9 protein-coding genes are annotated in these 12,773 nt (G+C 47.1%); 8 read left to right on the forward strand and 1 reads right to left on the reverse strand.

Annotated features, from left to right (window positions below; all coding sequences use genetic code 11):
* Positions 1-244: 244 nt before the first annotated feature.
* The 6 genes from DRW41_RS14750 (at position 245) to yihA (ending at position 9,556) form a co-directional block, all read left to right on the forward strand.
* On the forward strand, positions 245-1,285 hold the full coding sequence (locus tag DRW41_RS14750) for a tetratricopeptide repeat protein (protein WP_115452765.1): 1,041 nt from the start codon (positions 245-247) through the stop codon (positions 1,283-1,285).
* Positions 1,286-1,417: 132 nt separating this feature from the next.
* Positions 1,418-2,713: a trigger factor gene (gene tig / locus DRW41_RS14755; protein WP_115452766.1), complete on the forward strand. Its 1,296-nt coding sequence runs from the start codon at positions 1,418-1,420 to the stop codon at positions 2,711-2,713.
* A gap of 483 nt (positions 2,714-3,196) precedes the next feature.
* A complete protein-coding gene (gene clpX, locus DRW41_RS14760) occupies positions 3,197-4,459 on the forward strand; it encodes an ATP-dependent protease ATP-binding subunit ClpX (protein WP_115452767.1) in 1,263 nt (420 codons plus the stop codon).
* 199 nt (positions 4,460-4,658) lie between these two features.
* Positions 4,659-6,377, forward strand: coding sequence for an ATP-dependent protease LonB (gene lonB, locus DRW41_RS14765; protein ID WP_115452768.1), 1,719 nt, complete (start codon positions 4,659-4,661; stop codon positions 6,375-6,377).
* A 270-nt stretch (positions 6,378-6,647) separates the two neighbouring features.
* A complete protein-coding gene (lon, locus tag DRW41_RS14770) occupies positions 6,648-8,975 on the forward strand; it encodes an endopeptidase La (protein ID WP_115452769.1) in 2,328 nt (775 codons plus the stop codon).
* Positions 8,972-9,556 carry a ribosome biogenesis GTP-binding protein YihA/YsxC gene (gene yihA, locus DRW41_RS14775; protein ID WP_115452770.1) on the forward strand — a complete coding sequence of 195 codons (585 nt, stop codon included), beginning with the start codon at positions 8,972-8,974 and terminating at the stop codon, positions 9,554-9,556. Before lon ends, yihA begins: the two co-directional genes overlap by 4 nt.
* Before the next feature lie 129 nt (positions 9,557-9,685).
* Here yihA and DRW41_RS14780 read toward each other — a convergent pair whose 3' ends face one another.
* On the reverse strand, positions 9,686-10,171 hold the full coding sequence (locus DRW41_RS14780; RefSeq protein ID WP_115452771.1) for a LiaI-LiaF-like domain-containing protein: 486 nt from the start codon (positions 10,169-10,171) through the stop codon (positions 9,686-9,688).
* 401 nt (positions 10,172-10,572) lie between these two features.
* Here DRW41_RS14780 and hemA point away from each other — a divergent pair, with 401 nt between their 5' ends.
* Together hemA and DRW41_RS14790 are read left to right on the forward strand one after the other, a co-directional pair.
* Positions 10,573-11,919 carry a glutamyl-tRNA reductase gene (hemA, locus tag DRW41_RS14785; RefSeq protein WP_115452772.1) on the forward strand — a complete coding sequence of 449 codons (1,347 nt, stop codon included), beginning with the start codon at positions 10,573-10,575 and terminating at the stop codon, positions 11,917-11,919.
* Between the two features lie 14 nt (positions 11,920-11,933).
* Positions 11,934-12,767 carry a cytochrome c biogenesis protein gene (locus DRW41_RS14790; protein ID WP_115452773.1) on the forward strand — a complete coding sequence of 278 codons (834 nt, stop codon included), beginning with the start codon at positions 11,934-11,936 and terminating at the stop codon, positions 12,765-12,767.
* Positions 12,768-12,773: the final 6 nt, after the last annotated feature.

A 12,773-nucleotide genomic window follows, 5' to 3' on the forward strand; every position in this document is an offset into this window, starting at 1 on the left:
TAAAACCGGAAGCCGGCCATCTCATTACGAGGTGGCCGGTTTTTTTTGTGAAATCGGCCTAGTTGGCAACTAAAAACGATAAGAGACTTTGTCTAGGCAAAATCCGGAGAGGAAGCCACTCAAATCTGGATGATTTCTATAATATCGATGTGTTCGCCTCCATTTAAGAGTACGACCGTCCAAATTGTTTTTTGCCCTATGCCATGCTAAACTTTTTTCAACAACTACCTAAGGATGATCTGCCATGAAAAAGAAAGGCCGCGAGAATATTGTCTTTTTTCCGGATGTGGAAAGGCGGCTTGCAGAAAAGGGAATTGAGGCGTTACACGAAAAGCGATTTAATGAAGCAATTTGCCTTCTTGAACAGGGGCGTGAACTTGATCCCTCGAATAGCGATATCACAGCCGCATTGGTTCTTGCCTACTTTGAAGCGGGAGCGCTGCGAAAAGCGAAAGAACTTTGTAAGGAAATGCTGATGGAAGGGACAGGCGATTATTTTCAACTTGTCGAAATGTACATCACCATCCTGATCCAGCTTCATGAATACCGGGAAATAACCGAAGTACTCGAAGCACTGTTTGATGAGCGAGAAGTTCCTGCGGAAAAGCGCGAGCACTTTCTGACAATCCTGCAATTTTGCAAAAGGTTGGCTGACAACGACCCGATTCCAGCCCAGGATTCCGAATTGGAAGACATCGAAGAACATAGTATTGAGGAACAAATCAGGCCTGGGGAAGTAGATTTTTTAAAAATTAACGACCTTAAGCAACAGGTGCAGATAGCTGGAAGGCTGGCCGGCCAGAACATCCAGCCGTTCATTCCCGAAATCGCCACATTCCTGAATGATGAAAAAGGGCATCCGTTTTTTAAAACGATTCTTTTGAACTTGCTTAGGGAGCAAAACATTGACAGCGATCTCGTTATAAGGAAGTTTGGAGTTGCTGAAAAGGTCAATCCGGTATTCATGCCAGCGCTGCACGAGCTTCATCAGGAGCATGAGACAGGGAGAATCCTCTCGGAAGAACTTGAGCACCGTGACCCTGTCCTGCTCGAGAATGTCCTTAGCCTGGTTCAGCGCTATTTCTTTGCTTCGTATCCATTTGAATTGGAGCCCGGTAACCCGTCGGCATGGGCGGCTGCTTTCCATATCATTGCCATGTCCTACCTGGGATCCCCGCCTGACCTGCAAGGAATGGCCAGGATGTATAAGGTGAAAAAAGAGGAAGTCGATAAAGCCATCGATTGGATTCGCAAGGTGGAGGAAATTTCTTATCCGATAATTTAGCCGCCAGAGTTGAAAGAACAAAATCGTGTGTTATAATGTAGTGGTTGCAATATGTAAACATACATTGCTTTACATAAAAAGTGCGATTCTACCATAAGGAAAATTAGGAAATAGATAGCTGGAGGGAACAAAATGTCTGCTAAGTGGGAAAAATTAGAAGGGAACCGTGGGGTTCTTACTGTAGAAGTTGGCGAAGAAAAAGTTAAGGAAGCATTGGATGCCGCATTTAAAAAGGTTGTTAAGAAAGTAAATGCGCCTGGTTTCCGCAAAGGCAAAATGCCTCGCCCGATTTTCGAAAAAATGTATGGCGTCGAAGCATTGTACCAAGATGCAATCGACTACCTTCTTCCTGAAGCATATTCAAATGCAATCGACGAAACCGGCATCGAGCCAATCGACCGCCCTGAAATCGATGTTGAGCAATTCGAAAAAGGTTCCAGCTTTGTTTTCAAGGCAACTGTTGAAGTAAAGCCTGAAGTAAAGCTAGGCGACTACAAAGGCATCGAAGTGGAAGAATTCGATACAACTGTTACGGATGAAGATGTCAACAAGGAAATTGAAACTCTTCAAACACGCCATTCCGAGCTTGTTGTAAAAGAAGAAGGAACTGCTGAGAACGGCGATACAGTCGTAATCGACTTCAAAGGCTTTGTTGATGGTGAAGCGTTCGAAGGCGGAGAAGCCGAAAATTATTCCCTCGAACTTGGTTCAGGCTCCTTCATTCCTGGTTTCGAAGAGCAGCTTGTAGGAGTAGCTGCCGGCGAATCCAAGGATGTTGAAGTAAGCTTCCCTGAAGAGTACCATGCTGCCGAGCTTGCTGGAAAACCTGCAACCTTCAAAGTAACTGTCCATGAAATCAAAGCGAAGGAACTTCCTGAGCTTGATGACGAATTCGCCAAGGATGTTGACGACGAAGTTGAAACCCTTGATGAGCTGAAAGCGAAAATCAAGTCCCGCCTTGAGCACGACAAGAACCACGAGAAAGAACACCATGTACGTGACTCCGTGGTAGAAAAAGTAGCTGCAAACGCGGAAGTTGAAATTCCGGAAGTTATGGTCCGCACCGAAACTGACCGTATGCTCCAGGATTTCGAACAGCGCCTGCAAATGCAAGGCATGAACCTTGAACTTTACTACCAGTTCTCCGGCCAGGATGAAGAAGCCCTTCGCGGCCAAATGAAAGGCGATGCTGAGCAGCGTGTACGCGCAAGCCTTGTTCTTGATGCAATCGCGGAAGCTGAAAAGCTTGAAGTTACCGAAGGAGACATCAACGCCGAACTTGAAAAAATGGCTGAAATGTACAATATGACTGCAGATAACATCGTTAAGGCGCTTGGCGGAACAGAAGGAATCAAATCCGACTTGCAAAAGAATAAAGCCGTAGACTTCCTGATTGAAAACAGTAAAACTGTTGCAAAATCAGAATAATAACAAAAATGGGGCCGCGCAGCCGTGTTTGCCTGTCAATGGCCTGAACAACCCGGTGATGCCGGATCTGTAATTCTTTACGATCCTCTTTTATTGTGGCGTGAATGAAAAGATACAAATAAAAACAAGGCGCGATTTATTCGTGCCTTGTTTTATACAATTTTTAAGGAAACATATTATAAAACATATACATAAAAAGAAAATATGGTCTTTTTGGTTATTGAGGCTTAAGCAGAGGTAAAACTGGATAAGCTTAAAGGAGTACATATCTTTAGGGAAACGAATCGGCAGGCTGGATAAAAATGGTCATATCGAATAGAGGATTTACAGAGAGTTATTATTTCCAGTCCACATACAAAATGTGGTACAATGCAATACATAACGCTACTTTGCTTTTTGGGATTTTTAGCAATTTCCATATGAGCTTGCCGGTAGATGCAGCTTTTAGAATAATGTTAATTCGTTCTTTGAGGGGTGAAAGGTTTGTTCAAATTTAATGATGAAAAAGGGCAATTAAAGTGCTCCTTCTGTGGAAAAACACAGGATCAGGTAAGAAAACTTGTTGCCGGGCCTGGTGTATATATATGTGACGAATGTATCGAATTATGTACTGAAATCGTCGAAGAGGAGCTTGGCACCGAGGAAGAAGTTGAATTCAAGGACGTCCCGAAGCCAAGGGAAATCCGAGAAATCCTCGATGAATATGTCATCGGGCAGGAAAGAGCGAAAAAATCGCTGTCTGTTGCGGTATACAACCACTATAAGCGTATTAACTCAAACAGCAAAATTGATGATGTCGAGCTGTCCAAGAGCAATATCTGCATGATTGGGCCGACCGGCAGCGGGAAAACCCTCCTGGCCCAGACGCTCGCGCGTATCCTGAATGTGCCTTTTGCGATTGCCGATGCGACTTCACTTACCGAAGCGGGTTATGTCGGGGAGGATGTTGAAAACATCCTTCTGAAATTGATCCAGGCCGCGGACTATGATGTCGAAAAGGCTGAAAAGGGAATCATTTATATCGACGAAATCGATAAGATCGCCCGAAAGTCCGAAAACCCATCGATTACACGTGATGTTTCCGGTGAGGGTGTCCAGCAGGCGCTTCTGAAAATTTTGGAAGGCACTGTGGCGAGTGTTCCTCCACAAGGCGGAAGAAAACATCCGCACCAGGAATTCATCCAGATTGATACGACGAATATCCTCTTCATTTGCGGTGGAGCATTCGACGGGATCGAACCAATCATTAAGCGCCGCCTTGGCCAAAAGGTTATTGGCTTTGGCTCCGATGTGAAGCAGCAGGAAATCAGCCAAAAGGAACTCCTTTCAAAGGTTCTTCCTGAAGATCTTCTAAAGTTCGGCTTGATTCCTGAATTCATCGGCCGCCTTCCTGTAATCGCTAGCCTCGAACAGCTTGATGAGGATGCTCTGATTGAAATTTTGACAAAACCAAAGAATGCCCTTGTGAAGCAGTACCAAAAAATGCTTCAGCTTGACGAGGTTGAACTTGAATTCGAAGATGACGCGCTTGTTGAAATCGCCAAAAAAGCAATCGAGCGCAAAACTGGGGCCCGCGGACTCCGTTCAATTATCGAAGGCATCATGCTTGATGTCATGTTCGATCTGCCGTCCCGTGATGATATTACAAAGTGCATCATTACGAAGGAAACGGTCGCGGACAACAGCATTCCAAAGCTGATCCTTGAAGATGGCACCGTTATCGACGAAGAGCGTAATTCAGCCTGATCCTATTTTAAAAATCCAGACTAGCTGCCCGGAAACTTTCCGGGCAGCTTTATTTATTTGCGCGAAAACGCTGGCAATGCGGCTTTTCCCTTCCTGGCCAATTCGGGAAATTGAGTTTCTTTCGGTTTTTTGTTTAGTGATTCCTTTCAACGGAAATACTATCAAATATCGGAACTATGTTTTATCAGGAGGGAAAAGGATGAGTTGGACCGGAATCGCTCTATTTATACAACTCTTCTTTGGGATTATAATCGGGTTGTATTTTTGGAATTTGTTACGAAACCAGCGGACCCAAAAAGTCTCAATTGATAAGGAATCACGCAAGGAAATGGAGCAGCTCAGGAAGATGAGGGCCATTTCGCTCACTGAGCCGCTTGCTGAAAAGGTTCGGCCGGCAAGCTTTGACGATATCGTTGGCCAAAAGGAAGGTATCAAGGCGCTGAAGGCCGCGCTATGTGGGCCTAATCCCCAGCATGTCATCATTTATGGGCCGCCCGGAGTCGGAAAGACAGCAGCGGCGAGGCTTGTGCTGGAAGAGGCGAAAAAGAATGCAAAATCCCCATTTCAACAATCCTCCGTCTTTGTGGAGTTGGATGCGACGACAGCGAGATTTGACGAACGCGGCATCGCGGACCCCTTGATTGGCTCTGTCCATGATCCGATTTACCAGGGTGCCGGGGCTATGGGCCAAGCAGGCATACCTCAGCCAAAACAGGGCGCTGTAACAAATGCCCATGGGGGCGTACTGTTCATAGATGAAATCGGCGAGCTCCATCCCATCCAAATGAACAAGCTCCTTAAAGTGCTTGAGGACAGGAAGGTATTCCTTGAAAGCGCATACTATAACGAAGAAAATGGATCAATTCCAACCCATATCCATGACATTTTTAAAAATGGACTCCCGGCTGACTTCCGCTTAATCGGGGCGACGACCAGGACTCCGAATGAAATACCGCCTGCGATCAGGTCACGGTGCATGGAGGTTTTCTTCAGGGAACTAAGCCAGGAAGAGATTAGTACAGTTGCGAAAAAAGCCGCCGATAAGGTCGGGATGGCGATTCCGGAAACCGGGCTTGAAATCCTTTCGAATTATGCCAGGAATGGGCGCGAGGCCGTCAACATGGTTCAAACGGCAGCGGGGCTAGCGATTACAGAAGACAGGAACAATATTAAAGAAGAGGATATTGAATGGGTCATCCATTCCAGCCAGGCGACCCCTAGGATGGAACGGAAAATCAATGACATTCCTTGCATCGGACTAGTGAATGGGCTGGCTGTTTACGGCCCGAATTCAGGGGCACTGCTGGAAATTGAAGTGACTGTCATCCCGGCGAAAGAGAAGGGATCGATTAACGTAACTGGCATCGTTGATGAAGAAAGCATCGGCGGGCAGGGGAAATCAATCCGCCGGAAATCGATGGCGCGCGGATCGATTGAAAATGTCATTACAGTTCTCAGGACAATGGGAGTCCCTGCGGATGAATATGATATTCATGTTAATTTTCCTGGAGGAATTCCAATTGATGGGCCATCGGCAGGCATCGCGATGGCAACAGGGATTTATTCCGCCATTTACCAGGTACCCGTTGATAACAAGGTTGCCTTGACGGGTGAAATTTCAATCCACGGAAATGTAAAACCGATCGGCGGCGTTTTTGCAAAAGTGATGGCGGCCAAGAAAGCCGGGGCGAAAACGGCCATCGTGCCAGCCGAGAATTTGCAATCAATCCTAAAGGAAATTGACGGGATTAAAATAGTACCGGTAACCCATTTAAGCGAAGTGTTCGAAATCGCGATTGCAAAGGAAGCGCCAAAAAGCGCGGCATCTCCTAAAGGAGTCACCAACCTCCTTCCCGATCTCGGCGAGGGGAATGTAATAACCGCATCGAACCAGCTTTCCAAGAAAGAATCCGTATAAACCATTCCTTTTCCAAAATGGTGATTCGGGAATATAGGCAGGAAAATCAACATGGAAACTTCGGTTGCATTGCAGGGCCGAAGTTTCTTTTTTCGGATAAAAGGACATATTCCCAAACACCCAAAACGATACTAAGCACTATACGGCCTTATTTTTTAGCAAAAGGAACAGTAACGATATATTAGACACGCTTTCCCAAATAAGATAGAATTGTACAAAGACAAATCCTAACTTTAGGATAATTGAATGCATTTTGGAGGTGCAAGGGTAATGGCGGAAACGAATGAAAAAGACGTCCCCCTTTTGCCGCTTCGGGGTTTGCTGGTTTATCCAACAATGGTTCTCCACTTGGATGTAGGCCGGGAGAAATCCGTTCAGGCACTCGAAAAAGCGATGGTTGATGACCATCTGATTTTTTTAACTACCCAAAAAGATATTTCGATAGATGAGCCATCCGAGGAAGACCTTTATACGATTGGAACGCTCACCAGGGTCAAGCAGATGCTTAAACTTCCCAACGGGACTATTCGGGTATTGGTAGAGGGGCTAAACCGGGCCAAAATTGTTTCATTCGAGGACTTGGACGATTACTTTTCCGTTACAGTGGAACTGTTTGAAGACAAGGAAACCAAGGATGTTGAAGACCAGGCTTTGATGAGGACGATGCTGGATTATTTCGAACAGTACATAAAGATGTCGAAAAAAATCTCCGCTGAAACATACTCCTCGGTCGCAGACATCGAAGAGCCCGGCAGGATGGCGGACATCATTTCCTCCCATCTTCCTCTTAAGCTTAAGGATAAGCAGGAAATCCTTGAAACCATCGATGTGAAGGAACGGATGTCGAAGGTTGTTGACATCATCCACAACGAAAAGGAAGTCCTGAACCTTGAAAAGAAAATCGGCCAGCGCGTGAAGCGGTCGATGGAACGGACGCAGAAGGAATACTATTTGCGCGAGCAAATGAAAGCCATCCAAAAGGAACTTGGCGAAAAAGAGGGAAAAACAGGCGAAATCGCCGAATTGACGGAAAAAATCGAGCTTGCCGGCATGCCTGAAAATGTCAAGGCGACCGCGTTCCGCGAGCTCGACAGATATGAAAAAGTCCCTTCAAGCTCGGCGGAAAGCGCTGTTATCCGCAATTACATCGATTGGCTTGTGGCACTGCCATGGACGAAAAGAACGGATGACGATCTTGATATCGATCGTGCTGAAAAAATCCTGAATGAGGACCATTATGGCCTGGAAAAGGTCAAGGAACGGGTGCTTGAGTACCTGGCTGTCCAAAAGCTGACCAATTCCCTGAAAGGCCCGATTCTTTGTCTCGCGGGCCCTCCGGGTGTCGGAAAAACGAGTTTAGCGAGGTCGATCGCACGGTCCCTGAACCGGAATTTCATCCGTGTCTCGCTCGGCGGGGTGCGTGATGAATCGGAAATCCGTGGGCACAGAAGGACGTATGTCGGCGCGATGCCAGGCCGGATCATCCAGGGAATGAAAAAAGCGGGAACGATCAATCCTGTCTTCCTCCTCGATGAAATTGACAAGATGTCGAGCGATTTCCGCGGCGACCCGTCCGCGGCAATGCTTGAGGTGCTGGATCCGGAACAAAATTACAATTTCAGCGACCATTATATAGAAGAGCCATACGACCTTTCAAAAGTTATGTTCATCGCCACGGCGAACAACTTGGCGACGATTCCCGGGCCGCTTCGTGACAGGATGGAAATCATTACGATTGCCGGCTATACCGAAATCGAGAAGGTCCACATTACAAAGGACCATTTGCTGCCAAAACAGATCAAGGAAAACGGCCTTTCCAAAGGCACTTTGCAGGTTAGGGAAGACGCAATCCTGAAAACCGTCCGTTATTATACAAGGGAAGCAGGGGTAAGGAGCCTTGAGCGCCAAATGGCGACGATTTGCCGGAAAACGGCGAAAATCATCGTTGCCGGCGAAAAGAAGAAGGTTGTCGTCACGGAAAAGAACCTCGAGGAATTCCTCGGTAAACCAAAGTTCCGCTACGGCCAGGCCGAGCTTGAGGATCAGGTAGGCGTCGCGACAGGCCTTGCCTATACGACGGTAGGCGGCGACACACTGCAAATCGAGGTTTCCATCTCTCCGGGGAAAGGAAAGCTTGTCCTCACCGGAAAGCTTGGCGATGTCATGAAGGAATCCGCCCAGGCGGCGTTCAGCTATATCCGCTCAAAGGCGGAAGAGCTTGGCATCGAACCGGATTTCCATGAAAAGCATGATATCCATATCCACGTTCCGGAGGGCGCGGTGCCGAAAGACGGCCCATCAGCCGGGATCACAATCGCTACTGCTCTTGTTTCGGCGCTTTCAGGCCGGCCGATCCGCCGCGAAGTCGGAATGACAGGCGAAATTACGCTCCGTGGCAGGGTGCTGCCGATTGGCGGATTGAAGGAAAAGACGCTAAGCGCTCATCGCGCGGGGCTCACGAAAGTGATTTTACCTAAGGACAATGAAAAAGATATTGATGATATACCTGAAAGTGTGCGCAATGAAATGCAATTCGTGCTGGTTTCCCATGTTGATGAGGTGCTGAAGCACGCACTATCGGATGGGGGAAGAGCATGAAAGTAACAAGCGCGGATATCGTAATTAGCGCGGTAAAGCCGGATCAGTATCCTGATTCGGCTTTGCCGGAGTTTGCCCTTGCCGGCCGTTCGAATGTCGGCAAGTCGTCGTTTATCAATAAGCTGCTGAACCGCAGGAATCTTGCCCGGACTTCGTCAAAGCCGGGGAAGACGCAAACGCTGAATTTTTTCCTCATTAATGAGGAGCTTTTTTTCGTCGACGTTCCGGGGTATGGGTATGCGAAGGTGTCGAAAACGGAGCGCGAGGCGTGGGGAAAAATGATCGAGACGTATTTTACGTCGCGCGAGCAGCTGAAGGCGGTTGTCCTGATTACCGATCTTCGCCATCCTCCGACTTCCGATGACAGGATGATGTATGATTTCCTGAAGCATCACGGCATCCCGTGCATCATTATCGCGACTAAGGCGGATAAGATTCCGAGGGGAAAATGGCAGAAGCATTTGAAGGTGACAAAGGAAACGCTTGAAGTCGAGAAGGATGACCCAATTGTCCTTTTTTCTTCTGAAACGGGGGAAGGAAAGGACAAGGTGTGGGCGCTTTTCCAGGAATATATGGATTGATTTGATTGTAGAATAGTACAGGAAAGGCCTGGCAGCAAGGATTGGAGAACAACCCTTTTGCCAGGCCTTTTTTAATAAAATGTTCTGCCATTTTATTTGGAAGTTCCCTTAGATTCCGCGTGAGGTCGGTCACTTCCTTCTTGCGAATACAAACCAGGCGCCGATTGCGATCAAAATGATGGGCCAGAATTTCCAGGCGAGGGACATATTGTTTTGGACTAAACCAAACCAGGCGCCAACTTTGTCAGTGAACAGGAGCAGGATGGTGACCAGGAGGAAAAGGAGCCCCTGAAACAGGCCGTTCCCTGTCTTTTGGTAGCGGAGCAGGAAGCCAATGGCGATAATGGCCATGAATGACCCGATATGGTCCGGCCAAAATGGCACCTTGCCGGCTATATGGAAATGGAGGCCGAATCCGGCCAGGATCGTTCCGGGAAGGATGGCGTCATGGTCCCTTGTAAAATAGCCCTGGCACAGGAAAGCCACTCCGACGATAATGAGGAGCGTCGGCCATGTGTAATAGTTTTGAAGGAAAGAAACTCCCGATTGCTGGAGAAAAAAATAAGCCCCGAAACCGATCAGGACAATCCCAGGAAATAATTGCTGGTTCTTCATCGTTCCTACACTCGCTTCCAGTAAGGTTCTCTTGATATATGTTGGTATATTTGCTAATGTACATAAGGATGGACTAAATAATTTTACGCGTTGGCTGGCCCTTTTTTCTATGGGCTAAACGGCCGCTTACGCTTTTAATGATATCTAGCTCCGGCTGCCAGCGCCTAGTGTACTTCGGTCTCCTCCTTACGATAAGTCAACATCGATTCACTATGTTCATCGTGTTTCCTTTATCTCGTTCGGAGCCCTCCAGTCCATACAGCGCTAAACGGCCGCCTACGCTTTTAATGATAACATACAGTTTCGGTTTCTGTTCACATTTTTCGGGCAAACAGAGAAATAGCTCGTGATATAATCTGAGTAGTTAGTTACGCGATTACGTTGGGGGTGTTATTAACTAGATGCATATTTTAGTGGCAGGAATCAATTACAAAACCGCCCCAGTTGAAATCCGTGAGCGGCTTACCTTCAAACAGGATGAACTTCGGGAGGCGGCAAGGACGCTTAAGGGAAAAAAGGCGATTCTTGAGAACGTCATCCTTTCGACGTGCAACCGGACCGAGATCTACGCGGTCGTCGACCAAGTCCATACAGGCAGGTATTATATAAAGGAATTCCTTTCCGAGTGGTTCGGGCTTGAACAAAGCGAGTTTTCTCCGTTCCTTTTCATTTATGAAGGGGACGGTGCTATTGAACACTTGTTCAATGTCGCCTGTGGCCTGAATTCGATGATTCTCGGTGAAACACAAATACTTGGCCAAGTCCGTTCAAGCTTCTTCCTTTCACAGGAAGAAGAAGCGACCGGGACGGTTTTCAACCATCTCTTTAAACAAGCTATTACAGTTGCTAAACGTGGCCATGCTGAAACCGAGATTGGCGCGAACGCGGTATCTGTGAGCTATGCGGCAGTCGAACTGGCGAAAAAAATCTTTGGATCGCTCGAAGATAAGCATGTGTTAATTTTCGGAGCCGGGAAAATGGGCGAACTCGCCGCGCAGAACCTGCATGGAAACGGGGTTGGCAGCGTTACCGTCATCAACCGGACATTTGAAAAGGCGCAGCAGCTTGCAGGGCGTTTCGGAGGCAGGGCGAAACTGTTATCCGAGCTGCAATGCTCGCTCGTTGAAGCGGATATTGTCATTAGTTCAACTGGTTCGGACAATTTCGTGATTACGAAGGAAACAATGGAGCAGGTCGAAAAGCTGCGCAAGGGCAAACCGCTGTTCATGGTGGACATCGCCGTGCCGCGCGACCTCGATCCACGGATTTCCGATTTGCAGAACGTCTTTTTATACGACATCGATGACCTTGAAGGCATTGTCGAGTCAAACCTTCAGGAACGCAAAAAAGCGGCAGCCGTCATCATGATGATGATTGAAAAGGAAATTGTCGATTTCAAACAATGGCTTGGCATGCTTGGCGTCATCCCGGTCATTTCCGCGCTCAGGGAAAAGGCCCTTGCAATCCAGGCTGAAACCATGACAAGCATCGAACGTAAGATTCCAAACCTTTCCGACAGGGATAAAAAGGTATTGAACAAGCACACGAAGAGCATAATTAATCAGCTGCTTAAAGATCCGATCCTCCAGGCCAAAGAGCTCGCCGCGCGGCCTGACGCCGAAGAGGCGCTGGATTTGTTTATGGCAATCTTTGATATTAAAGAGCTTGTCGAAGATCAAAACCAATCGAAAGCAGCCGAAACCAATAAAGAAATGGTTCATGCACCGCAGGCTTCCTTTCAGTCATAAGAGGGGTAATGTCTATGTTTGACATTTATCTGGCGCGACTGCACGAATTGACGGTTCTTGTTTATGCCTTTAGCGTGCTGTTATATTTCTTTGATTTTATCCACCATAACCGGAAGGCGAACCGCATTGCCTTCTGGTTACTTGCATTTGTATGGATTTTGCAAACGGTTTTTTTATTTTTGTATATGGTAAAAACAGGGAGGTTCCCGGTTCTTACAATAATGGAAGGGCTTTATTTTTATGCTTGGGTGCTTGTGACTTTGTCTCTGGCGATCAATCGGTTGCTGAAAATGGATTTCATCGTTTTTTTTACGAATATCCTTGGGTTCATCGTCATGGCAATCCATACTTTTGCGCCCCTTCAGTATGAGTCGCATGTGATGGGCGAACAGCTCATTTCGGAACTACTGCTTATTCACATTACAATGGCGATCCTTTCGTACGGGGCTTTTTCAATGTCATTCGTTTTTTCATTGCTGTATTTGGTCCAGTACGATTTGTTAAAGAGGAAGAAATGGGGGACAAGGCTTGTCCGAATTGCGGACCTTTCCCGCCTGGAGCAATTTTCCTACCTTCACGCCGTCATCGGCGTACCGATGCTTTTATTAAGCCTGATCCTTGGCATGCAATGGGCATTCATCAAAGTGCCCGACATGCCCTGGTACGATATGAAGGTCATCGGATCCTTCCTGCTGCTGACCGCCTACAGCATTTATTTGTATTTGCGGATAGCGAAAAGCATGGGCGGCAAATCGCTGGCCCTGTGGAATATCGCTTCCTTCCTGATTGTTTTAATTAACTTTTTCCTGTTTGGCAAATTGTCGTCATTCCACTTTTGGTATTCGTAGACTAGG

This window comes from Neobacillus piezotolerans, assembly GCF_003362805.1.
GTDB classification, from domain to species: domain Bacteria; phylum Bacillota; class Bacilli; order Bacillales; family Cytobacillaceae; genus Bacillus_D; species Bacillus_D piezotolerans.